A 23,196-nucleotide genomic window follows, 5' to 3' on the forward strand; every position below is an offset into this window, starting at 1 on the left:
CTAGTGCAACTTTAGGATTTTGCTTGTCATACGTTCTGTTGCGTACGGCGTAAATCCAGATTTAAAGCTATCCTTTGCGTTTTGCACATACCGGAAATTTTCGATGTTTGAGATGTTTTTCAGCACGTATATCAACAGCACCATCCGCTTCCTGTTTCTGCTGGCGCCGTTCTTTGCGGTGTCCATGTTTATCGCCTTAACCCGGGGTCTGCCCGCTGCGGAAAAGGCTTCCATTATTCGTCGAGCCTGCATCGCCGCATCCGTTATGGGCGTCATACTGTTCTTTGGCGGCCCACTGTTGTTCAGTGCGATTGGCATTACCCTGGATTCCTTCCGCATTGGTGCTGGCACGCTGCTGTTCCTAACGGCCATCAGCCTGGTCACCAGCGGCACCCGCAACCACGCCACCGGCCTGCCCGAGGAAGATCGCGACGACATAGCGGTGGTACCGCTGGCGGTTCCGGTAATGATTGGCCCAGCCACCATAGGTGCCATTTTGGTATACGGCGCCGAGTTAAAAGCGGTGCCAGAAGTAGCCGGCGGCCTGTTTGGCTTGCTTTCCGGCCTGTTGATTTTGGGTATATTGCTGCGTCTATCTGGGTACTTGGAAAAAGCCTTGGGCAAAACCGGCCTGAACATCCTCTCCAAAATCAGTGGCCTTGTTCTCTCCGCCATGGCAGCAGAAATTGTACTCACAGGCATCACCGGCTTTATTGTTAGCGCAGGTTTATAGGAAGCATAGGGAGCCAAGATGTCCACCGACACAACAGAACACAACCGCTACCGGCAGGATTTCTCCGGCATCGACTCGATCTGGCTGTTCGGCTATGGCTCGCTGATATACAAGGTAGATTTCCCGTTTCTGGAACAGCGCCCCGCATCTATCCAAGGTTGGGCGCGCAGGTTCTGGCAGGGGTCTCACGATCACCGAGGCACTCCGGAAGCGCCGGGTAGGGTGGCAACTCTGGTTGAACAACCGGGTGCCGAATGCAAAGGCATGGCGTTCCGGGTTTCACCCAAGGTGTTTGAGCATTTGGATGTGCGGGAAAAGAACGGCTATTTGCGATTTTCTACAACTCTAACGTTTGAGAGTGGCGACCAGTCGGAAGGGCTGGTTTATATCGCTACTGAAGACAATGAGGCGTTCTTGGGCCATGCACCCGAGGCGGATATAGCGCGCCAGATTGCGGCAGCAACAGGCCCCAGCGGGCCGAACACCGAATATCTCTATAGGCTGGCAGAGTCACTACGAACCCTGGGTGATGACTGCACACATACATTCTCTATAGAAGCATTTCTGAAAGCAGACTCATAAGTTAGATACGAAGCTTCAAACAAGCGGCCGGAGAGGACATACCTTCCGAAACTGTGCGTAGCCATGGATGGCGGAGCCAAGCGTACACGGACGTATTCACAGCGTGTTTTGGAAGGTATGTCCTCTCCGGCTGCGTCAGGCCTCCACCGAAGCCGAAGCAACCTGACCATCCCCCTGCGAAGCTGGATTATACCCTCTCGGCGGCGATTTCCGACGCTGGTTCAGGCCAATCAACACCAACGGCACCACAACCATCATACTGCCTACCAAGAACCACCAGTCTGGCACTTCGTTAAACCATATCCAGCCGATAGCCACCGCCCAAATCAGCCCCGTATATTCCGCACTGGTCACCTGATTTGCATCCACCTGGCGGTAGGCCAGCAAAACAGTAATGTTGTACCCCAAAATAAAGAACGCAGAAGCCGCAGCGGTAAACAGAATCTCCGGGTGCCAGACAGCACCCTGCTGCCATTCCCACAAAGCCAGCAAGCCGGCCGCCGGAATAACCAGCAAGTAATTGAGAAACAGTTTGTGCACCGTGCTTTGGCCTTTCGGCAGCTTGCGCACCATAACGGCATTGATCGCCAGCGTAAGTGCAGACCCCAGCGCTGCTATAGCTGCCCAGTTGAACTCCACCGGGCGCAGGATAACGATAATTCCCGCAAAACCACTGAACACAGCAAACACGCTCAGGGGCGATAAGGATTCTTTGAAAAAGAACACCGAAAACACCATCACCAGGATCGGAGCCGCGTAAAACACCGCGTTGGCCGTGGCCAGTGACAGGTTGCTCAGCGCTACGATCATGCACAGCAGGCCCGCCAAATGAATGTGCGCCCGTAACGCATGAACTTTGAGCCCGGCAAACAGGTTGGTTCGGTCGATCTTGCGCGCTAGCGGCAACAGAAACACAAGTGTGATCAGGCAGCGCAGAAAGGCGAACTGTAAAATGGGAAAGCCCGGCTCCATAAGCTTGATAAATACATCAGAGATCAAAGCCATGGCGTTGCCTAGCACAAGCAGCAGAATTGCGCTGTTTACCGTTTTGCCTGACATGTTTTCTTTCCTGAAATACAGATATGAATAAAACGCGCACATAGGAAGTGGCAGTCGTAGTCTAATTGCGCTTTAATATCCGATAAAGTGATGTTTATTGATCAGGTATTAGAAATTTAGATAATGAAGCTGCCGCCACTAAAAGCTTTACCCGTATTTGAAGCCGTTGCTCGCCTCAACAGCTTTTCCCTCGCTGCCCAAGAGTTGGCGGTAAGCCAGAGTGCAGTGAGCCATCAAATCAAACACCTGGAAACCTACCTGGGTGAGAAACTGTTCTGGCGCAGTGGTCGAACGCTTGGGCTAACAGACGAAGGCCGGCAATACCTGGATGCCGTCAGCACCGCCTTACTGCAAATAGAACGGGCCAGTGAACAGCTGCTGGGGCGGGAAGAATCCCGGCTGCGGTTGTCGGTGTTCAGCTCCTTCGCTGTGCGCTGGCTAGTACCCCGGTTGCCGGATCTGCAGCGCTTACACCCGCAAGTTGAACTGGCGCTGGAAATGAGCAGTGAAAGCCCGGTGCTGTCTGACCGGGTAGCGGATTGCTTCATCACCATCCATAAAGAGTCACCGGCCTACAGTTATGAGCTTTTGTATGTGGAACGGCTTTTCCCCGTATGCAGCCAAGACTACTGGCAGCGTATTCGCAGAGAGCTGGAACGAGAGATGGACGTAACCCGGCGCAACGAGCCCGCCATGACCACGGCCGAAATAGCCCGTTTTCCTCTGTTATCCACCCACAGTATTTACGACAAGGCCGCCGGCGACTGGGAGGCCTGGTATCGAGCGGTGGACGAACCCATCCCCACTGGCGCCCGCGTTCAGCATTTCAGTCATATGCTGCTGGCTCTCGAAGCCGCACGATTTCATCAAGGCATCGCGCTCACTAACGATTACATGCTCAGCACTCGTGAGGATTCAGAAGAGTTTGTGCGGTTGCCTAGCCATTCACTCATTACCGGAGACAAGTTCTACTTTGCCTGGAAAACCAGCCGCAGGCGCGAACCGGGCATTCAGATCATGCGGCGTTGGCTGGTGAGCCAAGCGATTGAAGGAGGGCTTCGGGGAGAAACGGGTTGACGCTATTCTTTGCCCTCCAGCGTTTCCCATACCTCGATAGCAGCGGCGAGATCTTCCAACGACGCCCCCACGGATTTGAAAACGGTGATCGCCTCGTTATTGGAGCGACCAGGCTTTGAGCCTTGTAGCAGTTCCGCCAGCTCTGCCCGCAAGTCGGTTTCGCAGAGTGCGCCCTCGCCAATGGCCTGCAGCAAGTCTCCGGCCTCGCCCAGGGCACCGGCGTAGGTATCCACAAACACCTCGCCGCGTGCCAGGCATCGACCGTCGGTTTCCCGCATGGTTGGCCGGAACGCGCCTACCAGATCCAGATGGCTGCCGGGTTGTAGCCACTCCCCCCGAATGAGCGGTTCCGTTGATAATGTTGCACAGCTGATGATATCGGCTTCCGACACGGCGGATTCCAAATTCGTCACTGGTTCACAATCAAAGCGGTTTTGAAAACGTTCAGCCAATGCTGCTGACTTGTCCGGATTGCGACCCCAGACCCGAACCTTGCGAATGGGGCGCACGGTGGCATGAGCTTCGATCAGTAGGGGTGCTAACTTGCCGGTACCGACCACCAATAAAGATGAGGCGTCGTGCCGCGACAGTTCGCGAGCCGCCAGAGCAGAGGCCGCTGCTGTGCGCCGGCTGGTTAGCGCGCCGCCGTCGATACACGCCAAGGGTGTGCCGTGTTGGCCTTCGCACAAAATATACAGGCCAGAGATGGCTGGCAGGCCGGCGTTGGCATTTTGTGGAAAAACGTTGACCATTTTCATGCCGATATACCCTGCCTGTTCCCAAGCGGGCATGATGAGCATGGTGGCCTCGCCGTCTGGGCGGTGCATGGCGTGATGGTGCCTGGGTGGCGCCTCTACACCTTCGCGGAATGTACGAGCGAGTCGTTCGATCAGTGCCGGCCATACTAATGCGCCAGTTACCTCCTGTGCAGAAATTACACGCATATTGCTTAATCCTTTTTACGGCTGATCAGGCGCTGAACCTCGCCCACTATGCCACGCCTGAACACCATCACACAGACCACAAAAATAGTGCCCAGAATTACCTGCACCCAAGAGCCAAAGGCCGACAATTCGTGACTGAGGGCACCCACGGTGATGGCGCCAATAACCGGGCCAAAAACCGTGCCCAGCCCACCCACAAGGGTCATCAGGATAACCTCGCCGGAGGTTTGCCAGTGGGCGTTGGTGAGCGCAGCAAACTGAAACACGATGGCTTTGGTGGCACCGGCCAAGCCGGCCAGGGTGGCAGAAATCACAAAGGCTAGAAGTTTAAAGCGTTCTACGTCGTACCCCAGGGACAGGGCGCGGGGTTCGTTCTCCCGAATGGCTTGAAGTACCTCACCAAAGGGAGAATGAATAGTGCGGTGGATAATGCCAAACCCGATCAGGAAAATGGCGAACACAAAATAGTACATGGTGAGTGAGTGGTTCAGGTCGATAAACCCGAACAGCTCTCCCCGGGGAATGCCCTGCAGTCCGTTTTCGCCACCGGTAAACGGCATCTGCAGTGCTAAAAAATAGATGATTTGCGCTAATGCGAGAGTGACCATGGCGAAATAAATGCCTTGTCGGCGAATTGCTAAAAAGCCAAAGATGACACCGAGAATCAGGGTAAAGCCGGTTCCCGCCAATATACCCAACAAAGGCGGAAAACCCCATTCCTTGGTCACGTACCCGGTGATGTAGGCCGCCCCGCCGAAAAACGCCGCATGGCCAAACGACAACAACCCGGCATAACCCAGCAGCAGATTGAACGCGCAGGCGAACAGCGCGAAACACAACAAATCCATCACAAACACTGGATAAGCGAACAGCGGTGCAGTCAGGCCACCAATGAGCATCAGAATAAACAGGATACGATTGGTCATGGGCGGCTCACTTCTCCTTACCAAACAGTCCCGCCGGGCGGAACAGCAGGACTAACACCATCAAAAAGAAAATCACGGTGCTGGCCGCGGGTGGGTAGAACACCTTGGTGAGCCCTTCAATCAGGCCCAGAGCAAGGCCGGATAGAATAGCGCCCATAATCGAGCCCATGCCGCCGATCACCACCACGGCAAACACCACGATGATTAAATCGGCGCCCATTAATGGGCTAACCGAGTAAATGGGTGCCGCCAATACCCCCGCCAACCCCGCAAGGCCAGCGCCGAAGGCGAACGTGAGGGTGACCATTAATGGAACGTTGAGGCCAAAGGCCTGAGTGAGATCCGGGTTTTCAACGCCGGCTCTTAGCCGCGAACCCAGCTTGGTGTGTTCAATGAAGAACCAGGTGGCAAAACACACCACCAGTGACACCACGATGGCGAATAGGCGATAGGTGGGGAAATACATAAAGCCCAGGTTCATCACCCCGCTGAGGCTCTCCGGCTGGCCCGGGTAGGGGGTGCCGGAGACGTTGAAATAATTAGAGAACAGCCCCTGAAGAATCAGGGTGATTCCGAACGTTAATAGTAGTCCGTATATGTGATCCAGATCGTACAGGCGGCGCAGCAGGAAGCGCTCTATGAGCACCCCCAACAGGCCAACCAGCAGGGGCACGATAACCAGCGAGGCCCAAAAACCTATCTGGACGCTGACCCCCAGCCACTTCTCCAGAAAAGAGTAGCCAATCAAGGCGATGAAGGCGCCCAGCATGTACATGGCGCCGTGGGCAAAGTTGATAATATTCAGCAGCCCAAATATGACCGCGAGCCCAAGGCTCAACATGGCGTAAAACACACCGACATTAAGCCCAAGCAGCGCCTGGGCAAGAATGACCTGCATCGACATGTTGGCTATCTCCCTTCAAGTGGTGGTTAAGTAGTGGGTTAATTAACCAGCGAACACTTGGATTCTTCCATCGGGATGTAGGCCTGGTCGGCAGGAATTTTGGAAATTACCTTCAGCAGATCCCACTCGCTTTCAGATTCTGACGGCTTTTTCGCTTCCACCAGGTACATGTCGTGCAGCATGGAGCCGTTGGGAGCGATTTTCCCGCCCTTAACGAACATGTCATTCAAAGTCATTTCACCCAGTTTGGCGCGAACCGCTTCGGTCTCGTCTGTTCCGGCTTCCTTGACGGCCTTTAAGTAGTTGGTGACGGTTGAGTAAACGCCCGCTTGCACCATGGTGGGCATGGCACCGTGGATTTTATTGAACCGGTCAGACCAGGCTTTGGTTTCTTCATTCTGGTTCCAGACAAAGGCGGTGGTAAACTGCAGACCCTGCGCAATTTCCAGGCCCATACTGTGTACATCTGTGATGAACACCAGCATGCCCGCCAGTTTCTGACCGCTTTGAACGATACGGAATTGGTTCGCCTGCTTGATCGCATTAACTGTATCCTGGCCGGCGTTAGCCAACCCGATGACGTCGGCGCCGGAGGATTGGGCCTGCAGCAAATAGGATGAGAAATCATTGGTGGAGAGAGGCGCGTTTACATTGCCTACTACTTCGCCACCCATGCTTTCTACAACCGCGCCTGTGTTATCCCGAAGCGAGTGGCCGAATGCGTAATCTGCGGTGATAAAGAACCACTTCTTGCCGCCGTTTTTAACCATGGCGGTGGCTGTGCCAACCGGCAGGGCATGGGTGTCGTAAACATAGTGAATGCCGTAGGGCGTGCACTGTTCTTCAGTTAGTGCGGTGGAGCCGGCACCTGTATTCATGGTGATAATCTTCTTGTCGTTGGCAAGGCCCTGTACCGAAAGCGCAACGGAGGAGTTATCCAGGGCGGTGATCATGTCCACGCCCTGGGTGTCGATCCATTCTCGGGCGGTGCTGGCGCCAATGTCTGGCTTGTTCTGATGATCTGCAGAGATTATTTCAATGGTCTTTCCCATAACCTCGCCGCCAAAGTCTTCGATGGCCATTTTGGCCGCAACGACAGCACCTGGGCCTTCCAAGGATTTGTAGACCCCAGACATGTCACTGAGTACGCCAATTTTCACCTTGTCGTCCGACAGGCCTTGGGCTGAGGCTAAAAGAGGCAATGCGAGAGACGCTGTAGCCACGGCGCCGACCAGTCCTTGTTTCCAGTGCTTGAACATAGTGAATTTCCTTTTTGTTCTCAGGTTCTGGGTCGGGTCCATGAAGGGGTCCTGGCCCACTGGCTCAGACACTTAGGTGCCTGTTCAACTGCTCTTTTTTGGCCTCAAGATCGGCCGCATCAATTTGTTGCACTACCTTGCCGTGCTCAATCACGTAATGCCGATCAGCCAAGGGGGCGGCAAAGTGAAAATTTTGTTCCACCAAAATGATCGTGAAACCTCGTTCTCTGAGTTTGCGAATGACCTCACCCAGGGCTTTCAGGATAACCGGGGCTAGTCCCTCAGTGATCTCGTCCAGTAACAGAAGGGTGGCGCCGGTGCGTAGAATTCTGGCAATCGCCAGCATCTGCTGCTCGCCGCCAGAAAGTTTCGAACCCTGGCTTTTGCGGCGTTCTTTCAGGTTGGGAAACATGGTGTAGATTTCGTCTACCGACAGCCCGCCTTTGGCGACGATCGGTGGCAATTCGAGGTTTTCATCCACGTTCAGGGAGGCAAAAATACCCCGCTCTTCCGGGCAGTACCCAAGCTTGCCCACATGGGCAATCTTGTGGGTGGGCAGGTTGATCATTTCGGTGCCGTGGATTTTGATGGAGCCCGTGCGTTTGCTAACCAGCCCGAGAATGGCTTTCAGGGTGGTTGTTCGCCCGGAACCGTTTCTGCCAAGCAGGGTAATCACTTCCCCTTCTTGCAGCGTGAGGTTCATGCCATGAAGTATGTGGGATTCGCCATACCAGGCATGTAGGTTCTCAATTCGCAGTAATTCCGGGCTCTGCTCATGCGGCATCTGTGGTTCCCATATAAGCTTCCATCACGTCGGGGTTGTTGGAAACCTCGTCATAGTTACCTTCTGCGAGAATTTCGCCACGGTTCAGTACGGTGATGTGATCGGCGAGCGTCGATACCACATTGAGGTTGTGCTCAACCATAACAATGGTTCTGCCCTCGACCACACGCTTTATCAGGTCGGTCACCGTGCTTACATCTTCTGCGCTCATGCCTTGTGTGGGTTCATCCAGCAGCATCAGCCTGGGTTTCAGCGCAATGGTGGTGGCTATTTCCAGCGCCCTTTTTTGCCCATAGGGCAGCTCAATGGCCTCTACGTCTGCAAACTTGCCAAGGCCGACCTGTTCCAGGGTCGCCTGTGCTTCCTCATTGAGCTGATTGAGAATTCGCAGCGGCCGCCAGAATTGGTAGGACACCTGCAGCTTTCGTTGCAAGGCAATGCGAACGTTTTCCCTCGCCGACAGGTGAGGAAATACGGCAGAAATTTGGAATGAGCGAATCAACCCGCGTTGCGCGATACCTGCGGGCTTGGCCTGAGTGATGTCCTTGCCGTCATAGATGATTCGGCCGGATGTTGGAGTCAGGAACTTGGTTAGCAGGTTAAAAAACGTGGTTTTACCCGCCCCGTTTGGGCCGATTAGAGCGTGGATAGAGCCGGTTTGGACGCTGAGATTGATGTCTTTTACGGCGGTAAAGCCTTTGAAGTCTTTGGTGAGGCCGCGGGTTTCCAGAATAGTGCTTTGTTCCTGGGCATGATCGGTCACGGCAAGCATTCCTGTCTGGCCAGTTGTTAAGGCACTGGCGATTATTGTTTGTTGTTATTGTCTTCCAATGGGAAAAGTGGCCATTGGAGCTTGAACTCAATTTACCGAGTACAAGTTTCAGTAAAGATGGCGAATTAGGATTCTGTCAAGTTAGGCTAATAGATATAGGCAAAAGGCAGGGGAGAGAGGGGGCAATAGCTTGAAAATCACCACGGGCCACAAGCGGTCCGTGGTGGTGCCATCAAAGGTACTGGTAACGAAGTAGTCGGTGTTTGATGCGCTCAAGAATCACTTGGTCGATCACCGCGGCCAGCACGGCAATCACCAGAATGTTCGTCATCACTCCGGTCATGTCTGCAATTTCCCCGGAATATGCCAGGGATTTACCAAGCCCAGCGCTGAACCCAACAATCATTTCGGCAGAAATCAACGCACGCCAGGCATTACCAAATGCTAGCTGCGCCCCGGTAATCAACTCCGGGGTGACCGCAGGGAAGTACACACGCTTCAGCATCTGTATTTTGGACGCTCCCATTACTCGTGCCGCAGAAATGTGCACTTTCTCGACACTTTCCGTAGCGTTCATCACGCTCAGCGCCGTGGGGAAAAACGCGCCAATCGCTACCACAACGATGATTGGAAGATTACCGAAGCCCATCAGAATGAGGAACAACGGAACCCAGGCAATCGATGGAATGGATTGCAGAATAATGATGGCCGCCTTGAGAGGGCTGCGCACCGCATTGATCGTCCCGCCAACAAGGCCCAGAAGGATTCCGAAGAACAGCGCCGCGCCGTACCCGGCCGAGAGCCGAGTCATGCTGTTACCCAGCCCTTCGTAGAAATCAGCGCTGTTCAGCTCTTCCCACAAACGCACGATGGCGGTGTGTACATCCGGCATCAGGAAATCAGGTAGAAACCAGGCCGCCACCTGCCAGAAAAACAGGATAACGGCGATGGCAATAACATAAGCCCGCTTGCTTGCGACGCCCATTGTCTGGCTATTGCTCATGTTTAAAGCTCACGAGTCTCTTGCCAGGTCAGGTCGAGCAGCGCATCAACGTCGAAGGCTTTCTCATCAGAAAGAATGCCCTGCTTTTGCATAATACCGGCTAGCTCTTTCATGCGATCAATATCGGCGACGGTCAGTTTGGAGCTGAAATCGTTGGTCTGAATCGCCTGGGCAATGACCTTTTCTGAAGGTATATCGCCTTCATTGAGGGATTTAACAACATCTTCTTTGATGAAATAATCGGTGATGTAGGTGGAGGCCTTTTCGGGCTGGTTTTCCAGCATTTCAATGGCGTCACGCTGAGCGTCGAGAGCAGCCCAGATAACCTCTTTGCGGTTTTTTAGAGTCTCTCCAGAGGTAATGACCACCATGCATGGGAACGGCCATACTTCACCGATTTCATAGATTTGCTTAACTGGCGCAACAAGCTGAGCAATTCGATCGTAAGGTTCAAACAGGAACGCGGCATCCACACGGCCACCCACCAGAGACTGAACCGCGACTGCCGGGGCCACCCCCATAATATTCAGATCGTCCGGCTGTAACCCTGCATTGGCCAGCATGACACCCTTAAGCACGATGTCGGCTGTGCTGCCCTGTTTCTGGGAGGCGAGGTTGCGGCCTTTGAGGTCTTCAACCTTGTTAATGCCTGAATCGTCCCGCACGACCAAAGAATGATACCCGCGTTGGGCGCCGCCAACAATTTTCAGATCGGCACCGCGAGATACCCAAGTAAAGGCATTGGAAAAGCCCAAAACGCCGATATCAAGCTGGCCCCCGACGATACCTTTGATCAGATCAGTGCCGGAACTGAATTCAATCAGTTTCGCATCCAGACCATACTTCTCATACAGACCTGCTTCGTGAGCTAGCATAGCTTGGGCATCATCCATTACGCGGACATAACCCACCCGAAATTCTTCATTTGCGGTTACGGGCCCGGCGAGCGCCAGTGCCAGAACGGATGTAATTAACCAGCGAATCATACAGTTTCTCCTATGTCCCCGGCGTGAGCCGGCGTTGTGTCAGTATCGATGCCCAGCTTATCCAGCACATCACGCCGGATGTTGGCAAAGGCAGATAAGTCATGGGTTTTAGGCATATGGCCAAGCTCGACTTCGCTCAGCACGATGGCGGGTCGGTTGCTGAAGACCAGCACCCGATCGGCAAGATATAGTGCTTCGTCTATATCATGGGTAACCAGCACCACCGTAGGACGTTCTTCTTCAATCAGATCTTTCAGAACACTTTGTAGCGTCATTCGCGTCAGTGCATCGAGCGCGCCGAAGGGTTCATCCAGCAGCAATACTTCGGGCCGCGCGATAAAAGCCCGGGCCAGAGCACAACGCTGCCGCATGCCGCCTGATACCTGATGTGGGTAGTAGTGTTCAAAGCCAGCGAGCTCTACCTTTTCCAGCCATTTATGGGCCTCTACGAGCGCCACTTGCTTTGGCGTATTCTGAAACTCCAATGCCAAAGCCACGTTTCCGGCCAGTGTCAGCCAGGGGTATAGAGCGTGCTCCTGAAACACCAGCGTACGTTGAGGTGATGGCTTTTCGACACTTTTGCCGTTAGCCGTCAGGGTTCCGGTGGACGGTTTTTGAAGGCCAGCTAACATATGCAGCAACGTGGATTTACCACAGCCAGAGGGCCCTACAAGCGCAACAATTTCGCCGGTTCTGATTGTCGTGCTGAAGTGTTCAATGACGTTGAGGTCGCCAAAAGATTTCGTCACTTCGTTGAATGTCAGTTCCATATAGCCCACCGGTATATTCATATATTCTTTAAGTGCATAAAGATTGTATATTTTATTACTAATTCGAAGTGCAAAAAAGGGTTTCCCGGATTTTTATATGATTACGGCGAAAACGAGAAGGTTATCAATGGCGATGAGTAGGATTGGTTTTTGCGAGAGAGGGGTACGAAAGCCCGCCGGGCAAGGCCCGACAGGCATCTAAGCAAGGGTGGCTCTGACGGAGCCCCCAAAGCAGGGTGAAAACTGGCCCGATTCTTTAGTCAGGCGCAGGCCTTTCAACGACTTTGCGCTTGCCCTTTGCGCACCGGGATAAAGCTTTCAGACCTTCCTCATCAAAGGCGTCCACCCGGATAACGTCGTACAGAGCCGTTAATGCCTCCTCCAGCTTGTCGCACTCATCAGCTCTAACAATGCCTTCGGCACAGGCCCAATCGACCAGTTCCTTGCGTTCATGGCCCATCAGCAGCGCGATACCGTCTAGGTCGTCTTCATCACGATTGCGAATAGCATCATGTAGGCGGTTGCGCATATCGACGGTTTCGTTTGCCAGCTTATAGGCATTCAGAACCCGGCCCAAGGGGTCATCCGTGCTCATAGTGGTATAGGCACCCCGGCTGATGCGTTTGCGCAGCGGCGTGTCCTCAACAATGCTGGCGGCCACGAGGGTACCCAACTTGTCATCCGGGCCGTTGAGGCCGGTTGCACCCAGTGGGAAGACCAGCAGGCGTAGTGGCCAACGCAGAGCAGGTACCGGGAAGTTGATGATGGCTTCGCGCATGGAATGCTGCAGATCCCGCAGGCAGGATTGCAGGCACCAGTCTACCAGTGGGCGTTGGTCGTCTGGGTAGCCTTCCTCATGCCACTGTTTGATCACTGCCGAGGCGTAATACAACTGCACCAAGCTGTCTGCCATACGGCCAGATAACCGTTGCCGGGCCTTTAGAGCGCCGCCTACAGAGAGCAGGGTGACGTCGGTCATCAGCGCAAACCCCGCCGAGAAACGGGCTAGCTGGCGGTAAGAAGATTGGATATCGCCGTGCCTGGGAACGGATTCCAGCATCCCTCCCGTAAGACCTAGAACCAATGAGCGCAGGGCATTACGTGTGGTGTGGGCCAGGTGTTTGTAGAAGATGCCGTCGAACTTTTTCGTGGCTTGGTCTTCGTCTTCCATGCCGGCGGCTGCAATTTCGTCAACAATAAACGGATGACAGCGAATGGCGCCCTGGCCGAACACCATCAGGCTGCGGGTCAGTATGTTTGCGCCTTCCACCGTAATCCCGATGGGTACGGCGTTGTAGGCCCGGGCCATGAAGTTGCGAGGGCCGGTAATCACGCCACGGCCTGCCACCACGTCCATGGCGTGATCGATCACCTCTCGCATCAGCTGGGTGTTGCGGTATTTCAGCAGCGCTGAAGGCACCGCAGGCCGAACGCCTCGGTCCAGCATGCCAGAGGTTAGCAGGCGTGCCGCATCCATCATGTAGGTATAGCCGGCGATGGGTTCCAGGGCTTCCTGAACGCCTTCAAACTGGCTAATGGAGCGGCCAAACTGCTCACGAGTATAGGCGTAGGAACCAGTCGCCAAGCTGGCAACCTTGCCGGCACCGGTTGCCAACCCGGGCAGAGAAATAGAGCGGCCGATGGAGAGGCATTCCAGCAGCATAGTCCAGCCCTTACCGAGCATGTCTTGGCCACCGATGACTTGCGCCATGGGGATGAACACTTCGGTACCCCAGGTGGGCCCGTTCATGAATACGGTATTCATGGGCAGGTGCCGCGCACCGGCATGAACACCTTCAGTGTCGCGGGGAACCATAACGCAGGTCACGCCAATTTCACGGGTGTCGCCCAAGAGGCTGTCAGGGTCGTAAACTTTGATCGCCAAGCCGATCAAGGTCGCGACCGGAGCCAGCGTGATGTAACGCTTGTTCCAGGTAACCTTTAAACCCAGCACTTCTTCGCCGTTCCACTGCCCCTTACACACAATGCCTTTGTCGGGAATAGCGCCCGCATCTGAGCCTGCAATGGGAGAGGTCAGGGCGAAGCAGGGAATGTCCTCGCCACCGGCTAGTCGGGGCAGGTAGTGTTGTTTCTGCTCGTCGGTGCCGTAGTGCATCAACAACTCGCCGGGGCCGAGGGAGTTGGGCACCATGACGGTGACAGCTGCAGACACACTGCGGGTGGAAATCTTCATCACGATTTCAGAATGGGCGGTGTTGGAGAAGCCCATGCCGCCGTCTTCCTTTGGGATCACTAAGCCAAAAAAGCCGTTCGCGCGGATAAATTTCCAGGCTTTTTCTGGCAGGTCGTAATGCTCGTGAGTAATTTTCCAGTCATCCAGCATGGCGCAGAGTTTTTCTACCGGACCATCGAGGAATGCCTGCTCTTCGCTGGACAGGTGAGCGGGCCGCGCATCCAAAAGCTTTGACCATTGCGGCTTGCCGGAAAATAGCTCGCCATCCCAGTCCACAGAGCCGGATTTTAAGGCTTCTTCTTCGGTGTCAGAGAGCTTGGGAAGACGGCTGCGAACCCAGCCCAGCAGCGGTCGGCTGAATTTGTCGCGGCGCAGGTCGCTGGGAATAACCAAAATGAGAGCCAGGGCCAGAAAAAGACCGCCAAACAGGATGCTGGCAATGTGCCATTCATCCAGGAAAAGCCCGACTATAGTGGCGATGGACATTACGAGAGCAGCGGTGGTGCCGCCAACTGCCAGATAGATCAGAACCAGGGCACTGATGAGCAGTAAAAGTACACTCATGGGCAGACCTCCATATCGTGGGTGAAATTAGAAAATTTCAGATTTAACTCTCGTCCAAAGTTCCCGCACATGCAAGGGCAGCGCCTGAGTATCTATTCCCTCAGATGTAGCCGGCAGCAAAGACCAGCCCGAGAACAATGGGCATCACAATCAGACTGCCCAGATTACTTAATAGTACGAGGGAGGCCACTTTGTGAGGCTCTTGCTGATACTGTTCCGCAACCATGTAGTTGAGCACCGCCGGCGGCAGTGCCGCGAACACCCAGAGCGAAGCGACTTGAAGACCGGGCAAATCCAACAGTGCAATCATCGGCCATGCTAGCAGTAACCCACTGATAGGGCAGGCGATGGCGCCAAGCATGCCTAGCTTCCAGTCGCTGAAATCGATATCCAGCATGCGCACACCCAAGGCAAACAGCATTAGCGGTATACAGACTTCACCGAGCATATTCATGGTCTGCAAAAGCCAATCTGGCAGGGGTATGCCACCGATGTTTACGGCCAGCCCGGCGATGCTGGCAAACACTATGGGCAGCCTCAGCCGCTGTAAAATAGAGGTGTGGGGGTCAAGCATGTACAGACCCACGGAGAAGTGCAGCAGCATTTCTACAATAAACAGTACGATGGCTGCCGGCAGAGCTGCTTCGCCAAAGGCCAGAACCAACAGGGGAAGGCCCATGTTGCCCGAGTTGTTGAACATCATCGGCGGCAGAAAGGTTTTCAGGTTCAGGTTGAGCACCCTGGCCAGCGGATACAGAACAATCCCCGAGCCAAGAACAACTACTGTTGCCGCCAGCGCAAGCCCTGCATACTCCTGCAACGGCGCTTTCTGGTCGGCCAGCACCGCAAACACCAGCATGGGAACGAAAAGCTCCATGTTCAGAACGTTCAGGCCCCGGATATCCGGCGTGCGAAACCGCCCATAAAAGGCACCGCAGCCGGCAATGAGGAACACCGGTAGCAGGGTGGACAGGATCTGACCAATCATCGAGTACTCCAACAGGCGCGGAGGAGGCTTCGCGCGGGAAAACCGTTAGGTTCGCAATTATAAGGGCTATTCGGCAACTATTATTGCATTCCGTTCGACCAAAGCAGAATGCCCGGGCATTGAATGAGCCTCACTGGTTGCGATGGTAGCGATAGCCACCCACAATAACTCGAGTTTTCCCATTGCTAACCGGTTGTGGAGTTCGCCCGTGACAGACCCTTTTGATCAGCACCTTAGCCGCGACAATACCAGTTCAGTAAAATTTGATGCCCGCCATGGTGTTTTTGGCCGTGAGGATGTTATTCCGGTCTGGATAGCGGATATGGATTTTGCCGCTCCGGAGGCGGTAACCCGGGCACTGTCGGAACGTGCAGCTCACCCGGCCTACGGGTACACGCTTTTTCCCGACAGCTTGTACCAGTCAATCATCGACTGGTTCCGCGAGCGCCATGGGTGGGACATTCAGCGGGATTGGATTTTGATGGCGCCCGGTGTAGTGCCTTCCCTGCATGCAGCTTGCATGGCCTACGCCGCGCCGGGAGAGGGCGTAATTGTGCAGCCCCCGGTGTATCCACCGTTCTTCAGCTCTGTTCGGCTCAGTGGTCGATTTGTTATTGAAAACCCGCTGGTGTGTGATGCAGCCGGGCACTACCGGATGGATTTGGCACATCTGGAAGCCTGTGCCGCGCACCCGGATGCAAAGCTACTGATGCTTTGTTCACCCCACAACCCGGTTGGGCGTATTTGGTCGGAACAGGAGCTGGAAGCCGTTCTGGACATAGCGCGCCGCCATGATCTGGTGATCATTTCCGATGAAATCCACTGCGATCTCACCTTTGCCGATAAGCCCCGGCACCGAATGCTGGCCACACTTGCCAGGCCGAGCGATGCTTTGGTAACGGCGATTGCGCCGAGCAAAAGCTTTAATATACCGGGGCTTGGGTTGTCTGCGTTGGTGATCCCCGACAAGCTGCGCCGCGATGCGATCAAAGAGGTGTTTGATTCCCTGCACCTGCCGCAATGTAACCCGTTCAGTACGGCGGGCTTTGAAGCTGGCTATCGATCCGGCGCGCCTTGGTTGGACGATTTGATGGTGTATGTGCAGAAAAACCGTGATTTTGTCGTGGAAACGGTTAACGCCCGCTTGCCTGGAATCCAAACCCAAGCGCCAGAAGGAACCTACTTGATGTGGCTCGATTGCCGGAACCTTGGGCTAGATGATGCTGCCCTAAAACGGTTTTTTGTAGAAGACGCTCACGTAGGCATGAACCCAGGCATCTCATTTGGCGAGCAGGGCAGCGGTTTCATGCGCCTCAACATCGGCTGCCCCCGGGCGGTGCTGGCCGAAGTACTGACGCGCATCGAGTCAGCGTTATTGGCTAGCCGCGGAATTAACCACCAATAGAGGAGCAGTGATCAGGGACATGCTCCCAGTACGGCGGTTTGTTTTTCCCCGGCATATCGCCTTTGGTTTGTTTGATGACTTTCCACACCTTGCCTCCGTGGCTGGCCATCTCACCTTCTTCGTAGGTTTTTGCATAAAGCCACTGTTCGGGCTGTGCGCAAAGCCCTGAAGTGCTTTCACCCGATGTGCTGGCTGAGCGAGATGCTGCGTTTGGGGTGATATCTACATCCACAATCTCACTGGGCGTTTCCAACTGTGTGGCTTCGCCATTTTGGGCATTGGCAGCAGAACCGAATGCCATAATAACCAGCGCGAGCAGTGTTGAAACCAGCGTGCGCGGGTGGAATTTGAACGACGGTTTTTTGAGCATGAGGGCTCCTTAAGCTACTGTCAGGATACTTTACAGTAAGTTGTTGCGCATCTGCTTATTCGGATGTGCAAAGACTGTCCAGAATTCATGTGGCGCCAATCATATTGAACCAGCCCAACGATTGCCACTATGAAGTCCCATGTTGAAAATAACACTTTTATCAAGATCCGCGGTGTTGCTTAAGCTGGGTGCCGCGCTTCGCCTTTTGTTCTGGCGTCAGTAAATTTTACACTTCTATTTCAGGTGTCTTTTTTTGCGTAGTTAATTTTTTGATTTCAATAAAATTTTAAGTTTTGGCGTGATTTGTGCTTTTAGTTGGCGTCGAATTTCGTATCATATTGTTATAGGAAGAATTATGTCTCGCATGTATGTAATGGCTGTCTGCATGGCGGCAATGTTCGTATCTTCAATGGCTAGTGCGGCTGTGATCTCAGCTGATTTTCAGGTAAGCCTCAACGACTCGGATCCGGGTCTTGTGGTTAACTCGCAGGATGTTGCGGATAACCCGTTCTCGTTCAATTTGAATGCAGGCGAAAGCAACACGTTTGACTTGTTCAGAATTTGGACCGATGAAAATTCCATTGGTGGTAGTGACACGAATCCTAAAAGTATCTCAATAGACTTTAACTTTACCGCACCGGATGCGATGTTTGGATCCTTGGACGGCACTACGGCCGGTGAGGTCAGTTGGACTGGCTTCTATCAAAATGGGATGTTGGAGTGGGGCGAATCACTGTCATTGTTCTATGGCGATAATGCCGACGGTGAGCTGCTTATCACGTTGTCAGATGTAGACTTCAATAACGGTAAGTGGTGGTCAACTAAAGACGGTGAGAAATACGGTTCTAATGTTCAAGCAACTATTACATTGGTAAAAGAGGCCACAGTCCCAGAGCCCGGCACTCTGGCCCTTCTGGGTTTAGGGTTGGCAGGTCTTGGCTTGAGAAGAGCGCAAAGGACTGCCTGATAGTCGTCTGACTATCCTGAGTCTAAAAACCCGGCTTATGCCGGGTTTTTCTATTCCCCAGGAACTTTTGCCTCCGTACCTATGTGGTACGCGGCGAAACCCGCCATAACCACCTGATCCACCGCCATACCGATAATTCGGCCATTGCTGCCGGAGTGGATGGGATACTGGGCGTTGGTGATCGGATCGGCGATATAGCCAAGAACCTGGCCCTCGGACACTTTTGTACCCAGCTTAACCTCACTGAACAATATGCCGCCGTGGTTTGCTCTTACCCAGGCCGAGTTGTAATACACCGGCTGGGGGTCGCCCCAGACAAACATCCGGGAGATCATGCCCTGCTTTTCCATCAGGCTGGTCAGGCTGTTCACGCCGGCATCTATCTGGTGCTCTTGAATGCGATGGGACTCGCCAGCCTCCATGGTGACCGTACGAATACCCGCATTGACCGCCGCAGTGCGGAGCATTCCCGATGAGCCACTGCTGTGTACGACCGCCATCTGATCAAAGCCCCGGGTAAATTCTGCAACCGTGGGGTTGTTCATGTCTGCACGCAGCTGCGGCAGGTTAGTTCGCTTCAGCGAGCCAGTGTGGATATCTACCAGCATGTCGCAATGGCGAATAACGTTTTCAAATAACGAATACGCAATACGGTCTGCCAGGCTGCCATTTTCGCGACCGGGGAAGTGCCGGTTCAGGTCGCGGCGATCCGGCAGATAACGGCTGCCTTGCTGGAAACCCGGCAAGTTCACAATGGGAATGCCCATCACGCTGCCGCTCAGCTTTTCGGGATCAAGGTCGTACATGGTCTGGCGGATAATTTCGATGCCGTTCAGTTCATCGCCATGAATCGTGCCTGTTAGGCAAAGGGTGGGGCCGGCATTCACGCCATTGACCACCAGTACCGGCGTGGGTTGTGCCAAGCCAGCAATTTGAATTCCGGGTGACCAAGCCAGGCGCGTTGATGTGCCGGGCAAAACGTCGCTGCCCAGTAATACCAGATTATTGGCAGGCTGTGGTTCTTTGGTTTCCGGTTCTGGTTCGGGGAGTTCCTGTTCTTCGCCGCCCGGATCTTTCGGCGGCTCGGGAGTGGGTGCTGGCGCAATCTCTTTCAAATCAATATTGGGCGCTACTTTTTTTGGTTTTGGCGCAGGCTTTGGTTTTTCAGGCGCCGGGTCTACAACGGGCAACGGCACCTTATCTGTTACCCGTCGTGGCTCGGACTGCTCTACATCTTCAACGCTTTCGTCTTCCGCCAGTTCTGCCAGCAGAATCTCTTGGGCGAGCACAGTCTTGTCCTTGCTGGCAGGTGAGTTTTCCTGCGCTATGGCCGGAAAGGCTAGCATCAGTAGGCACAGAGCGGCGGTGACGTTGGTCAGCGTTTGCAGCTTAGAAAACAGCATGATTCCTCACGGGTCATCAACAAGGGCCCAAGGATAAAGGTCGAAAGGCAGTCATGAATATGGCAATAACAAAGTTTTAATGCCATTTTCATAGTGTTGCCATGAACTTTAGGCGAATCTGGGTAATATTAATTTCTTACTCAGCTTGCAGCGGTTATGTGTGCAAGAATGCTAGTTATATCCGACGAAGGGAGTGAACTATATGGACTTTTTGCGAATTATTATTGCGATTTTGTTACCGCCGCTGGGTGTCTTCCTGCAGGTGGGTATTGGGAAGCACTTTTGGATCAATATATTGCTGACCATTCTGGGCTATATCCCGGGGATAGTGCACGCGGTTTATATCATTGCCAAAAAATAGAAGCCGCCAGACACTGTGTGCGTCTGGCGGCATAGGTGTCTCAAGTGATGGGCGTCTCAGGTGGTTGGTGTAGCTTGCCAACACTCGCCTTCCTGAGTGGCTCGGCCGTCGGCCTTCAGCTTTAGCAGGTGGGCCAGTGCCGATCTGGCGGCGATGCCGTGAATGGCCGTTGGCACATCGCCATAGGCTTTGCTGGTGAGGTCTTTCAGGTTAACCGGCGACAGCTTTTCGAGCGCCTTGGCAACTTTGTGTTCCCGAGTTAGGCGATGAGTAATTAGGTAATCGATGATTGCTTCTGGATGCCCCATCAAAAAGCCGTGGGCCGGCGCAATAAATCGAATACATTCGGCCAGCAGATCGTACATCGACTCTATATAGGCTTTCATATCGCCGTCTGGCGGATTAATGACCACCGTTGAGCCTTGCATGATGTGGTCTCCCGAAAACAATAACGCCTGTTCCGTCAGCAAAAAACAAAGATGATTGGAAGCGTGCCCGGGGGTATGCAGCGCCTTCAGTATACCGGCATCGGTTTTAATCAAATCGCCGTGTTCAGGCTGCTCGTCTGGCGCAAACTTCTGATCTTGTGATGCCCCTGCGGGAGCCGATCGGCCATAAACCCGGCACCCGGTTTTTTCTTTCAAAGCGCGGGTGCCCGGTGAGTGATCCAGATGGGTATGGGTTACTACCACGGAATCAATTTTCCCTCCCGTGATCTCCAAAATCTGCTCAATGTGTCCCGCATGATTGGGGCCGGGGTCTAATACCGTAAAGCGCTTATGTCCTAAGATATAGGTGTTGGTTCCTGGCCCTGTCATCATGCCGGGGTTCGGCGCAGTCAGGCGGATTACGCCGGCTGCAACTTCAACTGGCTCGCCAGGAATAATTTCGGCTTTGGTGCTGCCTTCGCCCTCTGGGTCCAGCTTGCTAGCCTCATCATAGGCAGGTGAACCCGGCTCCAGAACCACCGGCTCACCGCGTCGGCTGGCTGGCCATGGCTGCGATGGGAAGGGTTCTGGTGGATTTGCCCAGGCGTAACGCATCAGGTTGTCTGTGTTGTCAAAATCCCTTAGCACCCGCAGGGTTCTAATGGTGGGCAAGGTCATCAGTCGCTGGCCGGAGCGGTGTTCTTCCAGCGCTTTTGCGGGGCTGATCCAAACGTGGGCGATGGTTTCGTCGCCATCGTGCTGCACTGGCTGGCTTTGTGGCGCTTTGGTGATAAAAAACCGGGTATCAAAACGGCGGGGAGGCCCGGGAGGTGTCACCCAGTGGCTCAGGTAAGCGAGTCGGTCCAGAGGAATCGTCAACTGGTGGCGCGAGCATAGTTCAGCGAGGGATAATTCGCCACGGAATACCGCCTTGCGGTCATTGTGAGCGGCATGGTCCGCGCCAATAGTACGCTTGTCCGAATCCACGGCCACCAAAACCCCCGCTTCTTCAAAGCATTCGCGTACGGCGGCCAGCATGTAATCTGCGCCGCCTTCGTTCAAACTCATGGTGTGGCTAATCTCAGTGTCGGCAGGGCCAGCGGTATGGTCGCGCCCCTGGCTGTCATGCTGATCTACGGCGCCGCCGGGGAACACGTAATAGCCGGGCAAAAACACCGCGCCCCAAGTACGCTGCAACAGTAATATTTCTAGCCCACTTTGAGTATCCCGCACCAGTGCCAGCGTGGCGGCGGGACGAATATCATTCTGGCTTCCATTGTTCAAACTTTTAACCTCCGGTTACCTGTAATCAAGCGCTCAAAGACACTTAATGAAGATAACTGATTTTTGCCACAAGATCTTGAGGTGAACGCCACAACCCAACAGCGTATCATCGGCGCCTGTAACGAGACACTCTCCGATACACAGAAAAACAGGTACCTCACGTGGCCCGAATTGAACTCTCTTTTTCCGATGATGTTTTTTGTTTTGAAACCCGAATGCAGGTTCGAACGACCGATATCAATGGCGCCAACCACCTGGGTAACGATGCCTTGGTTTCTATGCTCTCTGAGGCGCGAGCCCAATTTCTTTTAAGTTATGGAGCGCCTAAGGGCGACAGCGGCGGCAAGAGCATTATCGTGACCGATCTGGCCACCATGTATCAGTCGGAGTCGTTCTTCCCGGAAATGCTGCGCTTTGAAGTGGGGCTGATGGATTTCAACAAGTACGGTGGCGATTTCGTGTTCCGGGTAACCAAGGCCGAGTGCGGCCAGCCGGTTGCGCGGGCAAAGTATGGGTTCGTATTTTTTGATTATCAGCAAAAGAAAGTAGTACCCATGCCAGAAAGCTTCCGGTCACGCTTCGCCTGACTCATGTATGCCATTACGGAGTTGCTTCATGCCGGTGCGATAAAAGCTGTATGCCATAGCGCCGGCAAGGAGGTTGCCCACCAATGCGCCGCTCATCAGGCCATGAATGCCGTTGAGCTGGCTGCCCAGCCATAGCAGCGGCAAGAAGCACAAGAACAACCGCAGGGTTGAAACCAGCAGTGCTCGCATGGCCAGGCCAAGGGCGTTGCACACAGACACCATCAGCATGCATACCCCCAGGCCGCTGTAGCTAAGCGGCACCCGCACCAGGTAGGCGCCAAGAATATCCTGCACTTGCTGATCGCTACTGAACAGATCGGAGACAAGGCCAGAGCCGATCAGCCAGAGCAGGCCAATGGCCAGTTGCCAGACCACCACGAAGCGCACTGCAAGCCGCACCAGTTTGCGAATCTGCTCAATATCGCCACTGCCTAACATGCGACCGATCATCGGCGGCATCGACATGGTTAATGCGAGCACCACCACGATGGAGAAAAACTCCAGGCGGGTACCCAGTCCCCAGGCCGCTACCGCCGCTGAGCCGAAACCTGCGACCATAGCGGTTGCAAGCATGGCTGAGGCTGGCGGCATGAGCTGGCTGACCATGGCCGGGGCCATAATGCTGTTAAGCTGTTTCAGAGCGCGGCCCAATGCGAGTTCGCGAAGATCGAAGCGGGCCCAGCCACGCTTGAGTAGCTTTGGATAGATAAACAGGCAGCCGATGCCGAATGAGGTAATGGTTGCCCAAGCGGCACCGGGTAACCCCCAATCGAACACAAAAATATAGAGTGGGTCTAGCAGCCTGTCGGACTTAACCAAGCAGTATCGACATGAGATAATCGGGGC

At 54.2% G+C, this 23,196-nt stretch carries 22 protein-coding genes and 1 pseudogene; 7 read left to right on the top strand and 16 right to left on the bottom strand.

Annotated features, from left to right (window positions below):
• Nucleotides 1-103: 103 nt before the first annotated feature.
• Together ACTH3S_RS12200 and ACTH3S_RS12205 are read left to right on the top strand one after the other, a co-directional pair.
• Entirely contained in the window at nucleotides 104-733 is a 630-nt protein-coding gene (locus ACTH3S_RS12200; RefSeq protein WP_441809286.1) for a MarC family protein, read from the top strand.
• Nucleotides 734-751: 18 nt separating this feature from the next.
• A complete protein-coding gene (locus ACTH3S_RS12205) occupies nucleotides 752-1,315 on the top strand; it encodes a gamma-glutamylcyclotransferase (protein WP_441809287.1) in 564 nt (187 codons plus the stop codon).
• A gap of 135 nt (nucleotides 1,316-1,450) precedes the next feature.
• On the opposite strand, the gene ACTH3S_RS12210 is transcribed toward ACTH3S_RS12205, so the two are convergent.
• A complete protein-coding gene (locus ACTH3S_RS12210; RefSeq protein ID WP_441809288.1) occupies nucleotides 1,451-2,374 on the bottom strand; it encodes a DMT family transporter in 924 nt (307 codons plus the stop codon).
• Between the two features lie 123 nt (nucleotides 2,375-2,497).
• Here ACTH3S_RS12210 and ACTH3S_RS12215 point away from each other — a divergent pair, with 123 nt between their 5' ends.
• Complete coding sequence (locus ACTH3S_RS12215) at nucleotides 2,498-3,451, top strand: LysR family transcriptional regulator (RefSeq protein ID WP_441809289.1); 954 nt, start codon at nucleotides 2,498-2,500, stop codon at nucleotides 3,449-3,451.
• A gap of 2 nt (nucleotides 3,452-3,453) precedes the next feature.
• On the opposite strand, the gene ACTH3S_RS12220 is transcribed toward ACTH3S_RS12215, so the two are convergent.
• The 11 genes from ACTH3S_RS12220 to ACTH3S_RS12270 all read right to left on the bottom strand — a co-directional run bounded on the left by ACTH3S_RS12220 (nucleotide 3,454) and on the right by ACTH3S_RS12270 (nucleotide 15,545).
• Nucleotides 3,454-4,395 carry an ornithine cyclodeaminase family protein gene (locus ACTH3S_RS12220; RefSeq protein WP_441809290.1) on the bottom strand — a complete coding sequence of 314 codons (942 nt, stop codon included), beginning with the start codon at nucleotides 4,393-4,395 and terminating at the stop codon, nucleotides 3,454-3,456.
• A gap of 5 nt (nucleotides 4,396-4,400) precedes the next feature.
• Nucleotides 4,401-5,321 carry a branched-chain amino acid ABC transporter permease gene (locus ACTH3S_RS12225; RefSeq protein ID WP_441809291.1) on the bottom strand — a complete coding sequence of 307 codons (921 nt, stop codon included), beginning with the start codon at nucleotides 5,319-5,321 and terminating at the stop codon, nucleotides 4,401-4,403.
• Nucleotides 5,322-5,328: 7 nt separating this feature from the next.
• Entirely contained in the window at nucleotides 5,329-6,225 is an 897-nt protein-coding gene (locus tag ACTH3S_RS12230) for a branched-chain amino acid ABC transporter permease (protein WP_441809292.1), read from the bottom strand.
• Nucleotides 6,226-6,263: 38 nt separating this feature from the next.
• Entirely contained in the window at nucleotides 6,264-7,484 is a 1,221-nt protein-coding gene (locus tag ACTH3S_RS12235; RefSeq protein ID WP_441809293.1) for an ABC transporter substrate-binding protein, read from the bottom strand.
• A 64-nt stretch (nucleotides 7,485-7,548) separates the two neighbouring features.
• Nucleotides 7,549-8,268 carry an ABC transporter ATP-binding protein gene (locus ACTH3S_RS12240; protein WP_441809294.1) on the bottom strand — a complete coding sequence of 240 codons (720 nt, stop codon included), beginning with the start codon at nucleotides 8,266-8,268 and terminating at the stop codon, nucleotides 7,549-7,551.
• Nucleotides 8,258-9,031 carry an ABC transporter ATP-binding protein gene (locus tag ACTH3S_RS12245; protein ID WP_441809295.1) on the bottom strand — a complete coding sequence of 258 codons (774 nt, stop codon included), beginning with the start codon at nucleotides 9,029-9,031 and terminating at the stop codon, nucleotides 8,258-8,260. Before ACTH3S_RS12245 ends, ACTH3S_RS12240 begins: the two co-directional genes overlap by 11 nt.
• Before the next feature lie 241 nt (nucleotides 9,032-9,272).
• Nucleotides 9,273-10,043, bottom strand: a complete 771-nt coding sequence (locus ACTH3S_RS12250) for an ABC transporter permease (RefSeq protein WP_441809296.1) — start codon at nucleotides 10,041-10,043, stop codon at nucleotides 9,273-9,275.
• Between the two features lie 2 nt (nucleotides 10,044-10,045).
• Nucleotides 10,046-11,029 (bottom strand): ABC transporter substrate-binding protein, encoded by a 984-nt coding sequence (locus tag ACTH3S_RS12255; protein ID WP_441809297.1) that lies wholly within the window; start codon nucleotides 11,027-11,029, stop codon nucleotides 10,046-10,048.
• The gene (locus tag ACTH3S_RS12260) at nucleotides 11,026-11,799 is read right to left on the bottom strand and encodes an ABC transporter ATP-binding protein (RefSeq protein WP_441809298.1); all 774 of its coding nucleotides are present in this window, start codon (nucleotides 11,797-11,799) and stop codon (nucleotides 11,026-11,028) included. Before ACTH3S_RS12260 ends, ACTH3S_RS12255 begins: the two co-directional genes overlap by 4 nt.
• Before the next feature lie 256 nt (nucleotides 11,800-12,055).
• Nucleotides 12,056-14,557 (bottom strand): acyl-CoA dehydrogenase, encoded by a 2,502-nt coding sequence (locus tag ACTH3S_RS12265; protein WP_441809299.1) that lies wholly within the window; start codon nucleotides 14,555-14,557, stop codon nucleotides 12,056-12,058.
• 100 nt (nucleotides 14,558-14,657) lie between these two features.
• Nucleotides 14,658-15,545 (bottom strand): AEC family transporter, encoded by an 888-nt coding sequence (locus ACTH3S_RS12270; protein WP_441809300.1) that lies wholly within the window; start codon nucleotides 15,543-15,545, stop codon nucleotides 14,658-14,660.
• A 208-nt stretch (nucleotides 15,546-15,753) separates the two neighbouring features.
• Between ACTH3S_RS12270 and ACTH3S_RS12275 the strand changes: the two genes are divergently transcribed.
• Nucleotides 15,754-16,950 carry a MalY/PatB family protein gene (locus tag ACTH3S_RS12275; RefSeq protein ID WP_441809301.1) on the top strand — a complete coding sequence of 399 codons (1,197 nt, stop codon included), beginning with the start codon at nucleotides 15,754-15,756 and terminating at the stop codon, nucleotides 16,948-16,950.
• Here the strand turns inward: ACTH3S_RS12275 and ACTH3S_RS12280 are convergent.
• Complete coding sequence (locus tag ACTH3S_RS12280; protein WP_441809302.1) at nucleotides 16,937-17,320, bottom strand: hypothetical protein; 384 nt, start codon at nucleotides 17,318-17,320, stop codon at nucleotides 16,937-16,939. The two genes, ACTH3S_RS12275 and ACTH3S_RS12280, sit on opposite strands and share 14 nt — an antisense overlap.
• 880 nt (nucleotides 17,321-18,200) lie before the next feature.
• Here ACTH3S_RS12280 and ACTH3S_RS12285 point away from each other — a divergent pair.
• Nucleotides 18,201-18,287, top strand: a pseudogene (locus ACTH3S_RS12285) (PEP-CTERM sorting domain-containing protein); the annotation flags it as partial.
• Between the two features lie 50 nt (nucleotides 18,288-18,337).
• On the opposite strand, the gene ACTH3S_RS12290 reads toward ACTH3S_RS12285, so the two are convergent.
• Entirely contained in the window at nucleotides 18,338-19,690 is a 1,353-nt protein-coding gene (locus ACTH3S_RS12290) for a succinylglutamate desuccinylase/aspartoacylase family protein (RefSeq protein ID WP_441809303.1), read from the bottom strand.
• A gap of 202 nt (nucleotides 19,691-19,892) precedes the next feature.
• Here ACTH3S_RS12290 and ACTH3S_RS12295 point away from each other — a divergent pair, with 202 nt between their 5' ends.
• Nucleotides 19,893-20,051, top strand: a complete 159-nt coding sequence (locus ACTH3S_RS12295; protein ID WP_100638698.1) for a YqaE/Pmp3 family membrane protein — start codon at nucleotides 19,893-19,895, stop codon at nucleotides 20,049-20,051.
• Nucleotides 20,052-20,107: 56 nt separating this feature from the next.
• Here the strand turns inward: ACTH3S_RS12295 and ACTH3S_RS12300 are convergent, their stop codons facing one another.
• Nucleotides 20,108-21,763 carry an MBL fold metallo-hydrolase gene (locus ACTH3S_RS12300; protein ID WP_441809304.1) on the bottom strand — a complete coding sequence of 552 codons (1,656 nt, stop codon included), beginning with the start codon at nucleotides 21,761-21,763 and terminating at the stop codon, nucleotides 20,108-20,110.
• A 161-nt stretch (nucleotides 21,764-21,924) separates the two neighbouring features.
• Here ACTH3S_RS12300 and ACTH3S_RS12305 point away from each other — a divergent pair, with 161 nt between their 5' ends.
• The gene (locus tag ACTH3S_RS12305; RefSeq protein WP_441809305.1) at nucleotides 21,925-22,350 is read left to right on the top strand and encodes a thioesterase family protein; all 426 of its coding nucleotides are present in this window, start codon (nucleotides 21,925-21,927) and stop codon (nucleotides 22,348-22,350) included.
• On the opposite strand, the gene ACTH3S_RS12310 is transcribed toward ACTH3S_RS12305, so the two are convergent.
• Nucleotides 22,336-23,196 (bottom strand): MATE family efflux transporter (locus ACTH3S_RS12310; protein WP_441809306.1); only part of this gene is annotated, 861 nt, incomplete at its 5' end. The genes ACTH3S_RS12305 and ACTH3S_RS12310 overlap by 15 nt on opposite strands.

It is taken from the genome of Marinobacter sp. (assembly GCF_052094685.1).
Classification (GTDB): domain Bacteria; phylum Pseudomonadota; class Gammaproteobacteria; order Pseudomonadales; family Oleiphilaceae; genus Marinobacter.

Coding starts and splice junctions, on each gene's coding strand:
- ACTH3S_RS12230 (WP_441809292.1), bottom strand. CDS start 6,225: ATGTCGATGCAGGTCATTCTTGCCCAGGCGCTGCTTGGGCTTAATGTC.
- ACTH3S_RS12225 (WP_441809291.1), bottom strand. CDS start 5,321: ATGACCAATCGTATCCTGTTTATTCTGATGCTCATTGGTGGCCTGACT.
- ACTH3S_RS12265 (WP_441809299.1), bottom strand. CDS start 14,557: ATGAGTGTACTTTTACTGCTCATCAGTGCCCTGGTTCTGATCTATCTG.
- ACTH3S_RS12295 (WP_100638698.1), top strand. CDS start 19,893: ATGGACTTTTTGCGAATTATTATTGCGATTTTGTTACCGCCGCTGGGT.
- ACTH3S_RS12250 (WP_441809296.1), bottom strand. CDS start 10,043: ATGAGCAATAGCCAGACAATGGGCGTCGCAAGCAAGCGGGCTTATGTT.
- ACTH3S_RS12210 (WP_441809288.1), bottom strand. CDS start 2,374: ATGTCAGGCAAAACGGTAAACAGCGCAATTCTGCTGCTTGTGCTAGGC.
- ACTH3S_RS12290 (WP_441809303.1), bottom strand. CDS start 19,690: ATGCTGTTTTCTAAGCTGCAAACGCTGACCAACGTCACCGCCGCTCTG.
- ACTH3S_RS12215 (WP_441809289.1), top strand. CDS start 2,498: ATGAAGCTGCCGCCACTAAAAGCTTTACCCGTATTTGAAGCCGTTGCT.
- ACTH3S_RS12280 (WP_441809302.1), bottom strand. CDS start 17,320: ATGCTCAAAAAACCGTCGTTCAAATTCCACCCGCGCACGCTGGTTTCA.
- ACTH3S_RS12235 (WP_441809293.1), bottom strand. CDS start 7,484: ATGTTCAAGCACTGGAAACAAGGACTGGTCGGCGCCGTGGCTACAGCG.
- ACTH3S_RS12200 (WP_441809286.1), top strand. CDS start 104: ATGTTTGAGATGTTTTTCAGCACGTATATCAACAGCACCATCCGCTTC.
- ACTH3S_RS12205 (WP_441809287.1), top strand. CDS start 752: ATGTCCACCGACACAACAGAACACAACCGCTACCGGCAGGATTTCTCC.
- ACTH3S_RS12240 (WP_441809294.1), bottom strand. CDS start 8,268: ATGCCGCATGAGCAGAGCCCGGAATTACTGCGAATTGAGAACCTACAT.
- ACTH3S_RS12270 (WP_441809300.1), bottom strand. CDS start 15,545: ATGATTGGTCAGATCCTGTCCACCCTGCTACCGGTGTTCCTCATTGCC.
- ACTH3S_RS12220 (WP_441809290.1), bottom strand. CDS start 4,395: ATGCGTGTAATTTCTGCACAGGAGGTAACTGGCGCATTAGTATGGCCG.
- ACTH3S_RS12255 (WP_441809297.1), bottom strand. CDS start 11,029: ATGATTCGCTGGTTAATTACATCCGTTCTGGCACTGGCGCTCGCCGGG.
- ACTH3S_RS12260 (WP_441809298.1), bottom strand. CDS start 11,799: ATGGAACTGACATTCAACGAAGTGACGAAATCTTTTGGCGACCTCAAC.